The organism is Amedibacillus sp. YH-ame6 (genome assembly GCF_053848845.1).
In genome coordinates this window covers 1-19479 of record NZ_JBSPEZ010000002.1, presented here as the reverse complement: position 1 = coordinate 19479, position 19479 = coordinate 1, and the positions used below count along the sequence as shown (strand labels likewise).

Annotated in this window: 17 protein-coding genes; all 17 read left to right on the top strand. The window is 30.9% G+C overall.

Translation table 11 applies throughout. The annotated features are described in order from the left end of the window. Positions 1-54 precede the first annotated feature (54 nt). On the top strand, positions 55-1407 hold the full coding sequence (locus ACWG0P_RS01790; protein WP_455800217.1) for an exopolysaccharide biosynthesis polyprenyl glycosylphosphotransferase: 1353 nt from the start codon (positions 55-57) through the stop codon (positions 1405-1407). Positions 1408-1611: 204 nt separating this feature from the next. Next, entirely contained in the window at positions 1612-3498 is a 1887-nt protein-coding gene (locus ACWG0P_RS01785) for a polysaccharide biosynthesis protein (protein WP_455800216.1), read from the top strand. Continuing rightward, on the top strand, positions 3491-4099 hold the full coding sequence (locus ACWG0P_RS01780) for a sugar transferase (protein WP_455800215.1): 609 nt from the start codon (positions 3491-3493) through the stop codon (positions 4097-4099). The genes ACWG0P_RS01785 and ACWG0P_RS01780 overlap by 8 nt, the downstream gene beginning before the upstream one ends. Next, entirely contained in the window at positions 4099-4749 is a 651-nt protein-coding gene (locus tag ACWG0P_RS01775; RefSeq protein WP_455800214.1) for an acetyltransferase, read from the top strand. Before ACWG0P_RS01780 ends, ACWG0P_RS01775 begins: the two co-directional genes overlap by 1 nt. After that, complete coding sequence (locus tag ACWG0P_RS01770; protein ID WP_455800213.1) at positions 4749-5876, top strand: DegT/DnrJ/EryC1/StrS family aminotransferase; 1128 nt, start codon at positions 4749-4751, stop codon at positions 5874-5876. Before ACWG0P_RS01775 ends, ACWG0P_RS01770 begins: the two co-directional genes overlap by 1 nt. Positions 5877-5881: 5 nt before the next feature. Then, positions 5882-7054, top strand: coding sequence for a glycosyltransferase family 4 protein (locus ACWG0P_RS01765; RefSeq protein ID WP_455800212.1), 1173 nt, complete (start codon positions 5882-5884; stop codon positions 7052-7054). Beyond that, on the top strand, positions 7041-8084 hold the full coding sequence (locus tag ACWG0P_RS01760) for a polysaccharide biosynthesis protein (protein ID WP_455800487.1): 1044 nt from the start codon (positions 7041-7043) through the stop codon (positions 8082-8084). The genes ACWG0P_RS01765 and ACWG0P_RS01760 overlap by 14 nt, the downstream gene beginning before the upstream one ends. Further along, on the top strand, positions 8084-9238 hold the full coding sequence (locus ACWG0P_RS01755; protein WP_455800211.1) for a polysaccharide biosynthesis C-terminal domain-containing protein: 1155 nt from the start codon (positions 8084-8086) through the stop codon (positions 9236-9238). The genes ACWG0P_RS01760 and ACWG0P_RS01755 overlap by 1 nt, the downstream gene beginning before the upstream one ends. Beyond that, the gene (gene wecB / locus ACWG0P_RS01750; RefSeq protein WP_455800210.1) at positions 9231-10355 is read left to right on the top strand and encodes a non-hydrolyzing UDP-N-acetylglucosamine 2-epimerase; all 1125 of its coding nucleotides are present in this window, start codon (positions 9231-9233) and stop codon (positions 10353-10355) included. The genes ACWG0P_RS01755 and wecB overlap by 8 nt, the downstream gene beginning before the upstream one ends. After that, positions 10356-11552 carry a hypothetical protein gene (locus ACWG0P_RS01745; protein ID WP_455800209.1) on the top strand — a complete coding sequence of 399 codons (1197 nt, stop codon included), beginning with the start codon at positions 10356-10358 and terminating at the stop codon, positions 11550-11552. Between the two features lie 77 nt (positions 11553-11629). Next, entirely contained in the window at positions 11630-12790 is a 1161-nt protein-coding gene (locus ACWG0P_RS01740) for a glycosyltransferase (RefSeq protein ID WP_455800208.1), read from the top strand. Then, positions 12787-13845, top strand: coding sequence for an EpsG family protein (locus tag ACWG0P_RS01735; RefSeq protein WP_455800207.1), 1059 nt, complete (start codon positions 12787-12789; stop codon positions 13843-13845). The genes ACWG0P_RS01740 and ACWG0P_RS01735 overlap by 4 nt, the downstream gene beginning before the upstream one ends. Positions 13846-13935: 90 nt before the next feature. After that, complete coding sequence (locus ACWG0P_RS01730; protein ID WP_455800206.1) at positions 13936-14871, top strand: glycosyltransferase family 2 protein; 936 nt, start codon at positions 13936-13938, stop codon at positions 14869-14871. Positions 14872-14883: 12 nt separating this feature from the next. After that, positions 14884-16329 (top strand): lipopolysaccharide biosynthesis protein, encoded by a 1446-nt coding sequence (locus ACWG0P_RS01725; protein ID WP_455800205.1) that lies wholly within the window; start codon positions 14884-14886, stop codon positions 16327-16329. Further along, positions 16329-17435: a DegT/DnrJ/EryC1/StrS family aminotransferase gene (locus tag ACWG0P_RS01720; RefSeq protein ID WP_455800204.1), complete on the top strand. Its 1107-nt coding sequence runs from the start codon at positions 16329-16331 to the stop codon at positions 17433-17435. Before ACWG0P_RS01725 ends, ACWG0P_RS01720 begins: the two co-directional genes overlap by 1 nt. A 41-nt stretch (positions 17436-17476) precedes the next feature. Further along, on the top strand, positions 17477-18049 hold the full coding sequence (locus ACWG0P_RS01715) for an acyltransferase (RefSeq protein ID WP_455800203.1): 573 nt from the start codon (positions 17477-17479) through the stop codon (positions 18047-18049). Positions 18050-18681: 632 nt separating this feature from the next. Continuing rightward, the coding region (ltrA, locus tag ACWG0P_RS01710; protein ID WP_455800202.1) for a group II intron reverse transcriptase/maturase at positions 18682-19479 on the top strand (798 nt) is incomplete at its 3' end.

Here is a 19479-nt window from a genome sequence, read left to right as displayed (position 1 = left end):
TAATTAACTTTAGACAATTTGTATAAACTAATATATAATAGGGTAGGTGATTTGATGAAAGAAAATATATTAAATTTTAAAAGAACAATCCTTTTATTGATACGTTTTTTGAATTTTAGCATAATGATTGCATTGTTTGCATATGCATGGTATAGCTATTATTCAGATCTTGGAATGTTGATGACGGTTACTGGCTTCTTTAGAAAAGGGGATATTTTGCTTGTTGCAGTTTATGCAATTTTGTTAATTGCTTTTACGCAGCTCAACGGAGGATATAAAGTAGGGGACTATCGCATTAGCGAAATGATGTACTCTAATGCAATTTCAATTTTATTTATAAATGCAATCTACTACTTATTTATCTCATTGATTTGGAGGGGGTTTCCAAACCCAATGTTCTTAGTAATTACCACATTTGTGCAGTTCTTTTACGCAGGAATTTGGTCTATATACTCCAATCGATTGTATTACAAATTATACAAAGCTAGGAAAATAATCTACTTTTATCAAGGGGATGAACCTAGTTCAACCATTAAAAAGCTAAAGAGGTATAGAGGAAAGTATAATGTAAAGGAAATCGTACAAGTGAATGATGAGTATGATTTCGATGAACATATAAAAAGTTTTGAAGGCGTGTTTATTGATAGTGTCGACCCTGACATTAAAAGAAAATGTATTCGAGCATGCTATACATATAACAAACGATTATACTTAGTTCCTTCAATAGAAGACATTATCCTAGAGAGTAGTGCGATGATAAATCTACTTGATTCACCATTGTATTTAATGCGTAATCGTGGATTGTCATTAGAGCAGCTATTAGTAAAACGAATTGTAGATTTGATTATCTGTGTTCCTATATTTATAGTAACATTACCAATTATGCTAATTACGGCAATTGCAATTAAAGCAGAAGATCATGGTCCAGTTTTTTATAAACAGACACGATTAACATTGCATGCTAAGGAATTTAAAATCATAAAATTTAGAAGTATGAGAATAGATGCTGAAAAAGATGGTAAAGCGGTATTGATGCAAAAAAATGATGATCGAATTACAAAAGTTGGTAAATTCATAAGAAAATGTAGGATAGATGAATTGCCACAATTGTTGAATGTAATCAAAGGCGATATGACTATCATTGGTCCTAGACCAGAACGTCCTGAGATTGCAGATGAGTACTATAAAACTATGCCAGAATTTAAGTTTCGACTTAATGGTAAAGCAGGAATTACTGGCTATGCACAGGTAATGGGGAAATATAACACAACACCTTATGATAAATTATCTTTCGATTTGATGTATTTAGAGAATTATAATCTAATGTTTGATGTGAAAATAGCATTATTAACACTTAAAACGTTATTTGATATAGACGCAACAGAAGGTGTAGATGAGAACAAATAGTTCAAATTATTTATTTCCTAGAGGATCATTTTCTGAATATATGGAAATGATCCTCTTTTCTATAATTATGCTAATTATTATATTATACTGGGGCAAATTAGTAATTATTAGAAAATAACCATAATTTGTTAGTATAATTTTAATGATATGTTAGAAATTTGTGACTACATGTGGTAAAATATTACATTGAAGGGGAGTGGATGTGTGATAGATAAAATGTTTCAAAACAAATTTTATTTAAACCATAGAGAATTGATGTTAATCGCTTTAGACTTATGTACAGTATTTATATCCTTTCTATTAGCGTACTGGATAAAGATAGAATTTAGATTTCCTAATTTTCAGCAAATGGATATTATAAAAGTTGCTTCGGCCATGATTGCTGTTTTTATAATATACTATATTTCTTTTATGCTGTTTAAGATTCACAAAAGTTTGTGGAAATATGTTGGGCCTATAGAAACAATGCGTATTGGTGTTTCTGTTGTTTGTGCAACATTTTTGTTGTTTTTAGGAGCTATGCTTATTGGATTAAGTCGTTCATACTTAAGTATCATTGCAACAGGAGGACTATTGACTGCATTGTTAATGTTCAATACAAGAGTGTGTTATCGATTGTATAGAAGATACACTATGAAAGCAGATGGTAAGGATTTGGATAAGGCTATTATCATTGGTGCTGGAGATGCAGGATATATCTTGATGAAAGAACTAGTACAAAATGATAATTATAGTATAAATATTGTAGGTTTTGTAGATGACCGTAAAACTCGTAATGAAGTTTCTGGGTATAGAGTTTTAGGGGACACATATGATATTCCTGAAATTGTAACAAAGTATGGAATAAAAATTGCATTTATTGCAATGCCAAGTGCAAGCAAAGAAGCTGTTCGTAGAATCTATGATTTATGCCAAGCATCAAAATTAGAGACGAAAATAATGAAAGATACAGATTATTTGTTGTCAGATGAAAATCGTTCTAAAAAGAAATATCCTATAGAAAACATTAGTATTGAAGACCTATTAGGTAGAGGAGAAATATACCTTGATCAAACAGAGATAAAAAGCTATATCGCGGATAGAGTTGTTCTAGTAACAGGAGCAGCAGGTTCTATCGGCTCCGAGTTATGTCGTCAAATTGTCAAGTTTAATCCAAAACAGTTAATTATGTTGGATATTAATGAGAATTCATTGTACATGTTGGAACAAGAATTCGATCGAAATCGAGAGCATGGAACATTGAACCCCAAGATTGAAATCTTGTCGCTCATTGCAAGCATTCGTGAATATAGTGCAATTCTTGACATTTTCAAAGAGAATGCTCCAGAGGTTGTGTTTCATGCGGCAGCACACAAACATGTACCACTTATGGAAACGCGTCCTATAGAAGCGATAAAGAACAATGTATTTGGCACAAACAATGTCATCAATGCGTGTATTAAACATAAGGTTTCTAGATTCATCATGATTAGTACGGACAAAGCTGTCAATCCTACCAATGTAATGGGGGCAACAAAACGTATGACAGAAATAATTTTACAAGCAAATGGTAATAATGGTGTTACGAAGATGGCAGCCGTACGTTTTGGCAATGTGTTAGGCTCAAATGGTTCCGTAATCCCAATTTTTAAACAGCAAATTGCAGAGGGCGGTCCAGTCACTATTACAGATAAAAGCATTATTCGATATTTCATGACGATTCCAGAGGCCACTCAACTTGTATTACAAGCTGGTTTCTATGCGGATAAGGGAGAAATTTTTGTGCTCGATATGGGACAACCTGTAAAGATTCTTGATTTAGCAGAGAAAATGATACGTATGTCTGGCTATAAGCCATACGAAGATATTGAAATAAAAGAAATTGGTTTGCGTCCTGGAGAGAAGATGTTTGAAGAACTTCGTCTTGACGGAGAAACTACTATAAGAACGAAAAATGATTTGATATTTAAGAATAATGCGATGAAGATTAGTTTAGATGAAATTAATGATAAATTGGATGCTTTAAAAACTGTGATGCTTAATGGGGCTGTTTTGGAAATAAAAGAGGAACTTTTAGACTTAATTCAAACTATGGAGAAAGAAAATGTATAAAGTGTTTATAAAGCGAACGTTTGATCTATTCCTTTCATTATTTGCTTTGATAATATTCTCACCTATATTCCTAATTGTAGCAATCCTCGTTAGAACAAAATTAGGTTCTCCAATCATTTTTAAGCAAGAACGACCTGGGAAAAATGAAAAAATATTTAGAATGTATAAATTTAGAACTATGACAAATGAAAAAGATGAACTAGGTAATTTATGTTCTGATGAAATAAGGCTGAATAAATTTGGAAAGTTATTGAGATCTACTAGTTTAGATGAAATTCCTGAATTAGTAAACATTCTAAAAGGCGATATGAGCATCATTGGACCTAGACCCTTATTAGTAAAATACTTACCATTGTATAGTGATTCCCAAAAGCATAGACATGATGTGCGCCCTGGTTTGACAGGTTTGGCGCAAGTAAAAGGTAGAAATAGTCTATCATGGAATGAAAAATTTGCTTTAGATATTTATTATACAGAGAATCTATCATTTTTATTAGACTTCAGGATTTTCCTTTTGACTGTGTTTAGTATAATAAAAAAAGAAGGAATAGATAGTGGTACTTGTGTAACAATGGAAGAATTTAAAGGAAGTGAAAGTTGATGGAAGATATTGTTATTATCGGATCAGGCGGATTTGGAAAAGAAGTCGCATTCCTTATCGAAAGAATTAACGAAAAACAAAATAATTATAATATATTAGGTTTTTTAGATGATAATGTTAATGTTACTACATCTATTTATGGATATAATGTTATTGGTAAGATAGAGAGTATAGCTAATATGAACGACGTAAGTGCTGTGGTTGCTATTGGAAACGCAATTACTCGTTATCAAATAGTGAAAAAAGTAAAAAGTTACAATTGTAATGCAAAGTTTCCAACATTAATTGATCCTTCTGTAATTAGTGGGAGCCAAAAAGCACTTGGAATCGGAAATATAATTTGTGCTGGGAATATATTAACTATAGATTATAGCATTGGAAATTTCAATATAATTAACTTAAGTTGTACAGTAGGGCACGATGCTATTATATCCGACTATTGTACATTATACCCTAGTGTAAATTTATCAGGAAATGTGAATGTTAATAATTTTGTTGAGATTGGAACAGGTAGTAAAGTTATACAAGGAATAAAAATCAATGAAAATGTAATCATTGGTGCAGGATCTGTAGTAATAGAAGAAGTTCAAAAAAATTGTACTGCGGTAGGGGTCCCTGCCAGAGTAATAAAGAATAGAGAGGAAAGTTAATGGAAGAGAGAATATATCTATCTTCACCACATATGGGTGGTGAGGAAATGAAATACATAGAGGAGGCATTCGAAACAAATTGGATCGCTCCACTTGGTAAGAACGTTGATGAATTTGAAACCGAAATGAAATCTTATCTAGGAATGGAAAACGCATTAGCACTATCATGTGGAACGGCTGGTATACATTTAGCTTTGAAGTTGCTTGGTGTAAAAGAGAATGATTATGTTTTTTGTTCTTCATTAACATTTTCAGCAAGTTGTAACCCTATCTGTTATGAAAAAGCAACTCCAGTTTTTATAGATTCAGATGAATCATGGAATATGTCCCCAGTGGCTTTGAAAAAGGCTATGGAATGGGCTATGTCAAATCATAAATTACCAAAAGCAGTTATAGTCGTTGATTTATATGGACAAAGTGCGAAGTGGGATGAAATCCAAGCAATTTGTACCGAGTATAATGTTCCAATTATAGAAGATGCTGCTGAAGCATTAGGTTGTTCTTATAAAGGAAAACCATGTGGTAGTTTTGGGGAAATGAGTATAATTTCATTCAATGGTAATAAAATTATTACAACATCGGGTGGAGGCATGATGTTTACAAAAACACAGGCAGAAAGAAATTTAGCATTTAAATGGGCTACCCAGTCTAGAGAAAATGAAAGACATTATGAACACAAAGAAATTGGTTATAATTACAGAATGTCAAATGTATGTGCTGGTATTGGTAGAGGACAACTTAAGGTATTAAATGAACGAGTGAAAAAAAAGAATCAAATTTATGATATTTATAAGCAAGAGTTAGCTATGCTGCCATTGAAAATGATGGAGGAACTTCCAGATACAACACCTACTCATTGGCTAAGTTGTTTCACTATAAATGATGATATAAATGTTTCTCCTGATGATATTATTACGGCTTTAGAAAGCGAAAATATTGAATCTAGACCTGTTTGGAAACCAATGCATCTACAACCCATTTTTAAGAAATGTAAATTCTTTTCGCATTTAGAAAATGGAAGTGTATCCGAAAATTTATTTGTAAAAGGAATATGCCTACCAAGTGATACAAAAATGACTCTTGAGCAACAAAATAAAATAATTAATATAATAAAAGGATTATTTTGATTATTATGAATGTATTATACTTAAGTATAAGGTTCAAATGGGATAATGCAGATGTACACTCAGATTTGATTAAGACGTTATCACAAAGAGGTCATAGGGTAACTGTTGTGACCTGTGGTAACAAAGAAAATAACAACTTAATAGAAAAGTTGGATAGTAACGTTAGTTTACTCAATGTAAACACAGGAAATCAGTTTACTTCAAACTTAATTGTAAAAGGGATTAACATGATCACTTTTGAAAACAAAATGATTAAGGCGATTAAACGTAGTTTGAAAAGTGAAAAATATGATCTAATCTTATATTCAACACCACCAATAACTTTTGAAAAGGTTATTCGTTGGTGTAAGGCTCATTATAAATGTAAAACGTTTCTTGCTTTAAAGGATATATTTCCTCAAAATGCCGTAGATTTAGAAATGTTTTCAAAAAATAGTATAGTGTACAAGTTTTTTAGGAATAAAGAGTCAAGACTTTATTCTGTTTCAGATAAAATAGGCTGTATGTCAAAGAAAAATATTGAGTATATAATTAATCATAATTCAGAAGTTGACAAAAGTAAACTTGTGTTATTCCCTAATGCTCATCTGATTCGAAAGTATGAAGTAAAGTCAAAACTTGGTGAAGAAACTACGTTTATATTTGGTGGAAACCTAGGGAAACCACAGGGTTTAAAAAATCTATTAGCAATAATAACCAAACTGGAAAATTATCCTCATGCAAAATTTGTAGTTATAGGCAAAGGTAGCGAAGATTATTTGTTTAAAGAAAGTAAATTTAAAAATCTGCAGTATCACAGTATGTTACCTAAAGAAGAATATGACAATTTTGTAGAAAAAGCAGATGTGGGCATTATTTCTTTGGATACGCGTTTTACAATTCCTAACATTCCTTCTAAAATGCTGAATTATATGGAAATCAGTAAACCTATACTTGCGATTACAGATGTAAATACCGATGTTAAAGAGATCATAGAGGAGGCAAATTGTGGTTGGTGGTTAAATGGTGATGATATAGATGGTGTGATAAATGTTATAAAAAACATATGTAATGATAAACAATCACAAATAGAAAAAGGTAAGAATGCGAAAAAATGCTTGAAAGAGAATTTTGATGTAATTGAAAATGTAATACAATTAGAAAGTTTTGTTCAAAATGGAGGAGATAAAAATGTTTAAAAATAAAGTGTTAATGATAACAGGTGGTACAGGGTCTTTCGGTAATGCGGTACTCAAAAAATTTATTGAAACAGATATTAAAGAAATTCGAATTTTTTCAAGAGATGAACTAAAACAAGACAATATGCGTCACGAGCTACAAGTGAATTATCCTAATGAAGCAAGTAAGGTTAAATTTTATATAGGAGATGTTCGTGACATCGATTCAATAAAAAATGCAATGCATGGTGTAGACTATATTTTTCATGCAGCGGCGTTAAAGCAGGTTCCATCATGTGAGTTCTTTCCTGTTGAAGCAGTGAAAACAAATGTTTTAGGTACGGAAAATGTTTTAACTGCAGCTATAGCATGCAATGTAAAAAAAGTTGTTTGTTTAAGTACAGATAAAGCAGCATATCCTGTGAATGCAATGGGAACAAGTAAAGCAATGATGGAAAAGGTAATTGTAGCAAAATCTAGAACAGTGGATCCTGAAAGAACAACAATTATGTGTACAAGATATGGAAATGTTCTTGCTTCAAGAGGATCAGTAATACCATTGTTTGTGAGCCAATTGGATGCAGGAAATCCTCTCACAGTAACTGATCCAACTATGACACGTTTTGTAATGACTTTAGAAGAGGCTGTCGACCTTGTATTATTTGCATTTGAAAATGGAGAGAGCGGGGATATCTTTGTACAAAAAGCCCCTGCTTGTACAATTGAGGTTCTTGCAAATGCTACAAAAGAATTATTTAAATCAAATTCAGAAGTAAAGGTTATTGGCATTCGACATGGTGAAAAAATGTATGAGACTTTATTAACTGACGAAGAATGTTCAAATGCAATTGATATGGGAGATTTTTATAGAGTTCCTGCTGATAAAAGAGATTTAAATTATGATAAATTTTTCTCCGAGAGTTATACAAAGACGGCATTGACTCAGTTCAATTCAAATAATGCAACGCTTATGAACGTTGAAAAGGTCAAAGCCAAATTATTGGAAGTTCCCTATATAGTTGAGCAACTAGAAAAAAGAGGTCTTAAGTAATGAAGATATTAGTTACTGGTTCTAAAGGTTTTGTAGGAAAGAATTTAGTATCTACTCTTAATGCAATTCAAACAGGTAAAAGCAATACATATGATATTTTAATCGATGAAGTATATGAGTATGATATAGACAATACAAAAGAAGATTTGAAAAAGTTCTGTCAAGACTGTGACTTCGTTATTAATCTTGCTGGTGTAAATAGACCTCAAGACCCATCAGAGTTTTACGACGGGAATAAAGGCTTCGCAGAAACATTATGTAGCTATCTAAATGATGCTAATAACATAGCTCCAATTTTATTATCTTCATCTATCCAAGTTGGAAGAGACAATGATTATGCAAAAAGTAAAAAAGAAGGTGAAGCTTTACTTCAAACATTTGGTAATGACAATGGTAATAAAATATATATATATAGATTCGCAAACCTTTTCGGAAAATGGTGTAAACCTAATTATAACAGTGTTACTGCTACATGGTGTTACAACATAGCGAATGGGAAAGACATTCAAATCAATGATCCCAACGTAGAATTACCTTTATGTTATATAGATGATGTTGTGGAAGAAATCATTCATTGCATGATGGGCGATGCATTTGAAGTTTCAGATGATTGTTATGGTGTTAAAAATACATACAATATTTCATTGGGCGATTTAGCATCATTGTTGAAATCATTCAAAGATTCTAGAGTTACATTAAATGTAATAAATCAAAACGATGAACTTACTAAGAAATTGTATGCGACTTATTTAAGTTACCTTCCAGAAAATGAATTTTCTTATACTTTGAAAATGAATAAAGATGAAAGAGGAAGTTTTACAGAATTTTTAAAAACTAAGGAGTATGGACAGGTTAGTGTCAATATTTCAAAGCCAGGAATTACCAAGGGCAACCATTGGCATCATACGAAAAACGAAAAGTTTCTTGTTGTTAGTGGTACAGGGTTAATACAGTTTAGAAAAATCGATGAAGGAAAAATTTTTGAATATAGAGTAAGCGGTGAAAAACTTGAAGTAATCGATATACCAGTTGGCTATACGCATAACATAATCAACTTAGGTGAACAAGATATGGTCACTATTATGTGGGCAAATGAAACATTTGATCCTAATAAACCAGATACATATTATGAAGAGGTGAAGAAAAATGCATAAATTAAAGCTTATGACAATTATTGGAACTAGACCTGAAATTATACGATTGAGTGCTGTAATCAAGTGTGGAGACAAATATTTTGATCAAATATTAGTACATACAGGGCAAAATTACGACTATACTTTAAATCAAGTATTTTTTGATGATTTAGGTTTAAGAGCTCCTGACTATTATCTTGAAAGTGTTGGAAATTCTTTAGGAGAAACAATGGGAAATATTATTGCAAAATCCTATGATATCATGGTTCAAGAAGAACCTGATGCAGTTTTACTGCTAGGTGATACCAACAGTGCTTTATCAGCAATTAGTGCAAAACGTTTAAAAGTTCCAATTTTTCATATGGAAGCAGGTAACCGATGTTGGGATTGGAATGTTTCTGAAATGATTAATAGAAAAATTGTAGATCATATATCAGATATCAATTTACCTTACACGGAGCATTCAAGAAGATATTTAATTAATGAAGGCATAGATGGCAAAACAATATTTGTTACTGGATCACCAATGAGAGAAGTATTAAGAAATCATGAAAAAGAAATCGAAGATAGCAATGTACTTGAAACTCTAAATCTTGAAAAGAACAAGTATATTCTTGTATCAGCTCATAGAGAAGAAAACATTGATAATGAAGAGCATTTCATGTCTTTGATGACATCAATAAATGAAATCGCTGAAAAATATAAAATGCCAGTTATTTATAGCACGCACCCACGTAGTAAAAAGTTTATTGAGCAACGAAATTTCAAGTTTCACGAATTAGTAAGAAGTATGCAACCTTTTGGATTTATGGATTATAATAAACTACAAAAGAATGCATTCTGTGTGTTGAGTGATAGTGGAACCCTATCAGAAGAGAGTGCTATGTTGGGCTTTCCAGGAGTACTTATTAGAACGAGTACGGAACGGCCTGAAGTTCTAGATAAAGGTACAGTAGTCATTGGTGGAATAGAATCTACGACAATGGAGCAATCACTTGAATTAGCCGTATCTATGGCTAATAATAATGAAGAGGTGGTTATGGCTGAGGATTATGCAGATACAAATGTTAGTGTGAAAGTAGTAAAGATTATTCAAAGTTATTATAGTATTGTGAATAAAACAGTTTGGATGAAGTAAATGAAAAAGAATGTTTTAATTGTATCAAATAATCAACTTTCCACAACGGATTCAAATGGTAAAACATTATTATCATTATTCAATCCAAGCAAATTCAATATAATGCAATTTTATGTTATTCCCTCTTCAACTCCATATGAGAAAGTTGTTGCAAGTCTGTGTATTAATGATTTAGATGTTTTTAAAAAAAAAGATACTAAGAAGGTAGTGCTTGAAAGTAATTCTAGAATAAAGAAAAAGAGTCCTTCAAAGCATTTGCTTAGAGAGCTGTTATGGAAAACATCAAGATATCAGTATTTTAAAATAGAGGAATGGCTTGAAAATTTGAATTTTGACGCAATATTTTTTTTGATGGGTGATTCGCTCTTTATGTGTGATATTGCTAAATTTATAATTGCTAAAACCAATCTTCCTTTATTAACATATGTCACTGATGTATATACGAATAATTTGAAATTAATTAATCCAGTTGATTATTTGATTAAGAAGCTAATTTTTAAAAAACAGGTACAGATTATCAACTTATCTTCAAGTTTTTATACGATTTCTGAAATGATGAGTAGATATTATAAAGAAATATTTAATGTTAAAAATGAGTTACTGAGAAATATAACAAAAGTAAGAATAGAAAATAGAGATAAAAATAATGCATTTATTTATGCTGGTAATTTATACTATGGACGTGATATAGAACTAATTAAATTTTCTCAGGCTCTGAAAGCTTATAACGAAAAATATGATACATGTTATGAGATATTTGTTTATTCAGGTGGAATTACGGAAGCACTACAAAAGGAATTGCAAACAAATGGATATCTAGCATATAAAGGTAAAGTTTCATTTTCTGAACTAGAAGATATTTTGAATGAAAGTAAGTATGCATTATTTGTTGAATCATATAAAAAAGAAAATTTAGAAAAGATAAAGTATTCTTTTTCGACGAAAATAACAGAACTCGCAAAACTAGGAAAGTGCATTTTGGCTATGGGGCCATCTTCAGCATCATCAATTATCGAACTATCAAATTTTTCATATATGATTTACGAAAACAAAAATGTTTTAGAGGAACTTGAAATATTCTTTACACTGGATTATAAATTATTTGAGGATAATGCTTTGAAATATGCAGAGATAAATTACAATGAGGAAAAACAGGCAAGTGATCTAGAAAAAAAAATAAATAAATTGTCAGAGTAGAAGAAATTCAAATCATGGACTATTGAGTCGATTGTATGTGTAGATTTAGAAATTATTGAATTTAGAGAGGTAGTATAATGAATAATATAACTTATAAAGAAAAAAGTGCCCTTATTGTTGGGTATATTGTTCCAGGGGGATTTCAGACATTTTTAGTAAATATCTTGAATATTCTAAAAGATAGAAATGTAAATATAGATATTTATTATTTCGAGATTCCAAATGAAATATTAATAAAATTTCCGATGTTTAACTATATTAAAATGTCTCCTATAAAAAATTCTCATAAGTTTTTTTCTATATTACACAAAAGGACTTTGTATAATTTTGTTAAGAAGCATATTGATAAAGATTATGAAAATAAATTTTATTGCTCATATTTAAGTTGTTTAGCAAAGTATCAGTGTAAAATTTTTGATAGTTATGACAATGTATTTAGCTTGTCGGAGCATTTGAATTTATATTTGAATATGAATTTTATCAATGCAAAAAATAGGTATTGTTGGATTCACCCTAATTATAGGTTAGCCAAAATGGATAATGAAATTGATTTTCGTTATTTGAAAAAATTCACAAAGATATTTGCAGTATCATCTGAAGGCTGCAAAGTTTTGAAAGAAATATTTTTTGACATGAGAGAGAAATTTGATTATATAGAGAATATAATCGATATAAATAGTGTACTTGATAAAGGGGAATATCCAATAGAGAACCCTTTTGAGGATGGTTTAAGGATACTAACGGTATGTCGTATGACAAATCTTTCAAAGAGGGTCGATAGAATGCTAGAAATAGCATACGATCTAGAAAAATCAGGATATAGATTTTCTTGGGTATTTGTCGGCGATGGAATTGATTTACCAAGTTATAAAAAGTATATAGAAGAAAAGGATCTTAAATGTGTTAAATTCATGGGATCAATCAACAATCCATATCCGATTTTTAAAAAAGCAGATTTGTTCGTTTTGCTTTCAGATTACGAGGGAAATCCGTATGTTTTGAAGGAATCTAGGATTTTTAAAATACCTTACTTAATTACAGATTTTGATGAAAACCTTATAAATGAAAATCTTAATTGCTTTGGACTTAAGAATGATAAATATTTGATTAAAAATGCGGTTTCTTTTATCAAAGGTTTTAGTAAAACAAGAAATCTGAACAACATAAGCCAAGAAAATGATATAAGAAAATTAATAGAATGTTTTACAACCAGTAATGATGAGGCGGGGGATATATGAAAATTTTCTTATTACTTAACTTTGTATTCTTGATATACATTTTAATGTGTGTGGAAACAAAAAATAAAAAAATCATTTGCTATACTATCTTTTTTGTATTACTTGCATTTATCACCTCTAAAATAATTTTTACTGATCCAACGTATGATATAAATGTGTATATAAAGGATTTGCAAAACTATAGAATCAATGGTTTGATCAAAGGCTTTTCAATGAGCGAATATAATGGTTACCCAGCTATAAGTATGCTATTTTGCCTAATGAGTTTATTCCCGAATGAAGCATTACAGGTTGTTAGTGCATTAATATGCTATGGTATAATTGTGTTTTTATTAGATAAAATTGACCTCCCAAATAAATTAGATAAATTCATGTTAATAGTTTATATTTTAGTATCAATAGATTTCGTTAGTTCAATCAATGGAATTAGAAGTATTATGTGTTTTTCATTTATAGCTTTAGCTTTATATTTAAAATTTAAAAATTCAAAATACTATTTTATACCATTTCTCATTTCTCTAGGAATACATTCTTTCTCTGTTATTTTTATAGTAATTTGGTTGCTAAAGAAAAAAATTAATTATAAAGTCATCATAACGGGCCTATTGATATTGGTTTTCTTCAAACTGAATCCAGATATAACTTTGCCTTTTGAGGGGATACCATTTATAGGGTCTCTTTTATTGAGAGTTAGGTTATATTTGTATTCTTCATTTACACTCAATAGCACTGTTATATATTGTATTTCTATTTTTTTATGTGGAATATTTTTAAAATCATTATTTATAAGTAAAAATGATATCGACTATGATATAAAAAATTTAATTATTGGACTATGCATAGTATGTTTAGGCCTATTTATCGTTGATATAGCTGTATTAAAAAGAGTATTAATATTTATGCCTTTTATTGTTCTTGCTATTGCACCATATTATAAAGAGCGCATAAGTACGTGCAAAAGGACTATTTATTTGTTAAATACACTATTAATGCTGTATTATTTTCTCTCTTTCTTGATGATGTGCTATACTTCATATATGTTGATTATATTCTAGTGTTCTAAGTAAAAAAAGTATTTTTAAATATGAATAGAGGAGATTTATTTAAAAGTAATAAATCAAGTTTAATTTAGAGGAGGTAGTATCATGTATACACAGGAGAATCCAGAAGTTTCGATCTATTGTACTGCATTCAATCATGAAACATATATAAAAAAAACCTTAGAAGGATTTGTATCTCAAATTACAAATTTTTCATATGAAGTTTACATACATGATGATTGTTCCACTGATAGAACTGCAGAAATTATCAAACAATATCAGTGCCAGTATCCTAACTTGATAAAGCCAATTCTTCAAACAGAAAATCAATATTCAAAAAGTATACTTATACCTGATACATTTATTTTTCCTAATCTTCAAGGAAAATATATATGTATATGTGAGGGAGATGACTATTGGTGTGATGAAAATAAATTACAACTTCAATACGATTTTATGGAGAGAAATCAAGATTATGTAGCTTGCGTTCATAATACTTTAAAATCGAGTGATAATGAACCAATGTTTCCTTCGACTGGGGATCATGATCTTGTATTTTTAGATGTCATAAAAGAAGGCGGTAATTCTTACCATACCAGTTCGATAATGTTTCGAAGAGAGTTTTTATTTAATCGTCCGAAATTTTTTGAAATAGAAAAAAAAATTGGTATTGGTGATTATCCTCTTGCAATCTATCTTTCATTGAATGGGAAAATAAGGTTTATAGATAAAAACATGTCTGTATACACTATAATGGCAAAAGGATCTTGGTCAGAAAAAAATGTTAATAAAGAGAACATTTTAAAAGTGTATGAAAAAAAAATAGAAATGTTAACAGATGTAAATAGATATTCAAAGTTTATGTATGAAGAATTAATTCAAAAAGTAATACTTCAAAATGATTATAAGAAAAATGAATTACTTGGTAATTACAATATGTTACGTAGTAAAAAGTATAAAGGAATTTGGAAAGATGAAAAAATTCTGTTTAGATTCAAAAGAAAGATTATAGCATATTTTGGAAAAGTATTTCGAAAATAGAAAGGAGGATTCATGTCTAAATCAAATGTAAAGCAAGCAACGATCTCTGGATTTTTTTGGAGATTTGCTGAAAGATGTGGTGCTCAAGGTGTGACGTTTTTTGTATCTATAATTCTTGCAAGAATTCTAGATTTGGAAACTTATGGTACACTCGCATTAATTACTGTATTCATTACTATTTTACAAGTTTTTGTAGATAGTGGTATGGGTAATGCGTTAATACAAAAAAAGGATGCGGATGATTTAGATTTCTCGAGTGTATTTTTCTTTAACATCATTTTTTCGGTTTTATTATATCTAATAATGTTTTTTATATCACCTTATATTGCGGATTTTTATCATAATGCTGATCTTACATTGGTACTTAGAGTTTTATCAATAACGATCATTATTGCAGCATTGAAGAATGTACAACAAGCTTATGTTTCAAAGAATCTAATGTTTAAGGTTTTTTTCTTTTCAACTTTGGGAGGAACCGTTGGTGCAGCTTTTGTTGGAGTATTTATGGCATATATGGGGTTTGGTATATGGGCGCTAGTATTTCAACAAATCTTTAATCTCTTGGTTGATACTATGATATTATGGGTTAAAGTTAAATGGCGGCCTAAACTGTTATTTTCATTTGAAAGACTAAAAATACTTCTCTCTTTTGGTTGGAAACTACTATTGTCATCAATTATAGATACAATATATAACAATATTCAACAATTAGTTATTGGAAAATGGTATTCACCTGTGGCACTTGCAAGCTTTAATCAAGGAAATAAGTTTCCAGCAATCATTGCGACGAATATCAATGCATCGATTGATAGCATACTATTACCAGTTCTTTCTAATGAGCAAGATAATTTATCTAAAATTAAGTCAATGACAAGAAGATCAATAAAAACAAGCAGTTACATGATATTCCCATTGATGATTGGTATGGTTGTTATAGCAGAGCCTCTTGTTAAAATCGTTTTAACTGAAAAGTGGTTGCCTTGTGTTCCCTATTTAAGAGTATTTTGCTTATGTTTCTCATTTTACCCTATCTTTACAGCAAACCTAAACACGTTTAAAGCTTTAGGTAGAAGTGATATTTATTTGAAATTGGAGATATTGAAGAAGTTCATGGGGATAATAATTTTCTTAATTAGTGTACCATTTGGTGTGTTTGCAATTGCATTAAGTATGTTAATAACAACATTGGTTAGCCTATTTATCAATGTTATACCTAGTAAAAACTTGTTCAATTACAATATCGTTGAGCAAATAAAAGATATTTTTCCTCCATTTATTATTTCTTGTTTGATGGCTATTGTTGTCTATCCACTGACATTTTTCATAAATAATGCGTTGGCCTTATTGATATCGCAAATTATATTTGGAATGTTTGTTTTTATAACATTATCCTATATTTTTAGGATTGAAGCGTTTTTTTATTTAATAAAATACATTTTTAAAAGGAGAATAAAATAATGAATGAAAAAATTTTAGTAACGAGATCTTCTATGCCTGAATTCCAAGAGTATATTGACGAAATATCTGATTTATGGGACTCACACTGGCTAACTAACATGGGGAAACACCATCAAGAGTTAGAAGAGAAATTAAAAAAATATCTAAAAGTAGATGGTGTTTCTTTGTTTTCAAATGGACATATGGCGCTTGAACTTGCTCTTCAAGCTCTTGAATTGGATGGGGAAGTAATTACTACGCCCTTTACATTCGTGTCAACCACGCATGCAATTGTAAGAAATGGACTGAAACCTGTATTTTGTGATATAAATAAAGATAACTATACTATAGATGCTAATAAAATTGAGGCGTTGATTACAGATAAAACAGTAGCGATACTACCTGTACATGTCTATGGCAACATTTGTGATGTGAATAAGATAAATGAAATAGCAAAAAGAAATAATATTAAGGTGATATATGACGCAGCACATGCTTTTGGAATAACAGTTGAAGGAAAAGGAATTTGTGAATATGGTGATTTATCAATGTTGAGTTTCCATGCAACAAAGGTATTCAATACTATAGAAGGAGGAGCAATTTGTTATAATCAAATTTTACTAGGCGAAAAATTGGCAGGTTTAAAGAATTTCGGAATTCGTGATGAAACAACCGTTGATTGTATTGGCGCAAATTCAAAGATGAATGAATTTCAAGCTGCGATGGGAGTATGTAACTTGAGGCATATAGACGGTGAAATTTTAAAAAGGAAAAGAATTGTAGAAAGATACAAAAGTAATTTATCAAATATAGATGGCATTATTCTTATGAAAGAATATCCCCAAATAGAATCTAATTATGCATATTTTCCTGTGCTTTTTAATGAGGAAATATTAGGGTTCAATAGAGATGATGTTTATGAACTTTTAAAAGTAAACGATATTGTTGGACGTAAGTATTTTTATCCTCTAATCAATGATATGGATTGCTATAAATATTCATACTCATCCAAAGATACCCCAATTGCAAAGTATGTTGCTGAAAGAATATTGACCTTACCTCTTTATGCTGAATTGAGTGTCGATGTTGTTGACAAAATATGTGATTTAATTAAAAGTATGTTTTAATAGATGATTATATGTAAAATATAGAAAATGAGAGGTAGAAAATGAGAAAAGGATTTTATGAATTAGATGAATTAAGGGAAATGGGATTTAAATCATTAGGGGTAAATGTACTTATTAGTACATATAGCATAATATTATCTCCCGAGGCTATAGAAATAGGAAATAATGTAAGAATTGATGCATTTAGTATACTTTCTGGAAAAATAGTTATACATAATAATGTACACATTGCCGTAGGGTGTTCGTTATTTGCAGGTGATGCAGGTATAGAATTATGCGATTTTACAGGTCTTTCTAGTAAGGTTTCTGTATATGCTGTATCTGATGATTATAGTGGCGACTATCTAACAAATCCTACTGTTCCTGAAAAGTTTAAACATGTCAAATCTGAAAAAGTCTGTTTTGAAAAACACACGCTTATTGGTGCAAGCTCTGTAGTCTTACCGGGGGTTGTTGTTGGTGAGGGAACTTCAGTTGGAGCAATGTCTTTAATAGTAAAATCACTTGATTCATGGGGGATGTATGCCGGTATCCCAGTAAGAAAATTAAAATGTAGAAGTAAAAAACTTTTAGAACTCGAAGAGCAATATCTGAATGAAAATAATAAAAAATAGCAATTGCTTTTTATTATGGCCCTCTAAACTTTCATAGGGAATTAAAAAAATAGCCTCTAAACTTTTGTAGGGTGAAGGGGTACCTATAAACTTTCGTAGGGTCAAGAAGGCACGTCATTTTGTAATGATATGCCTTTTTCGTGTGCCGGGCATGGCATACATCTAAGTGGTGAAAGTCCACTGTGGAGGTTTAGTCGCTAACCACTAGTCGAAGACAAGGGTGTCCATCGTGAGATGGAATCTGAAGGAAGTCCTAGGCGAAATACCGACTTGAGGGACACGAATCACATCAGGCGAGGCAAGTAGGACGAGTATGCGAAACAATACAAATCCAAAAGACTATGAAAGAAAAGAAATGCTTGGAGCGTAAATGTGGCAGGTACATGGTAGGAAAGATGTATGACCTTACCCCGGGAGGCCTTACTAGCGAAATAGTAGTAACAACGAATAGTAAGGAGTCAGCAAGTGTAGTAGTAGCTATGAAGTTACGGTAATGCGTAATGAGCAAAGGACACTACAGTATAGAAGTATACAAAAGATTTAATTGCGAGTATTACCTCAAAAGTGTTAGGTTTAGCCAAATGTGCTATGATACACGGTAATACATGACGAAAGAAAGGAAGGTATGCAATATGGAATTACTAGAAGAAATCTTAAGTGATGAAAACCTAGATAAGGCGATTCAACAAGTCGTAAAGAACAAAGGAACAAATGGGGTAGACAAGATGTCAACCATGGACCTAAAGAACGTTATGACGAGTGAATATCGAGAACAGTTAAAAGAAGAGATACGCACAAGAACATACAAACCAAAACCAGTGAAGCGAGTAGAGATACCAAAAGCAACTGGAGGGAAACGTATGTTGGGGATACCAACAGTGATAGATAGAATGGTACAACAAGCGATATCACAAATACTAACACCGATATATGAAGAGCAGTTTAGTGAAACAAGTTACGGATTTCGACCAATGAGAAGTGCGCATATGGCAATCGAAAAAGCATTGGAGTACATGAATCAATATCGAGAATGGATAGTAGATATTGACCTAGAGAAATTCTTTGACAAAGTGAATCATGATAAGCTAATACAGATTGTATCAGATACCATAAAAGATGGAGATGTTATATCGCTTATACGAAAATATCTACAAAGTGGAATCATGATAAACGAAGAATATAAGGAATCAGTAATAGGAACACCCCAAGGCGGAAATCTATCTCCGCTACTAGGGAACATTATACTAGATAAACTTGATAAGGAACTAGAGAGTAGAGGACTCCCATTTGTGAGATACGCAGATGACTGTTTAATCTTCGTAGGAACAGAGAAAGCTGCAAATAGAGTGATGAAAAATGTCACTTATTTTCTAGAGAAAGAACTGCGCTTGAAAGTGAATGTCACAAAGAGCAAAGTAAGAAGACCAGAA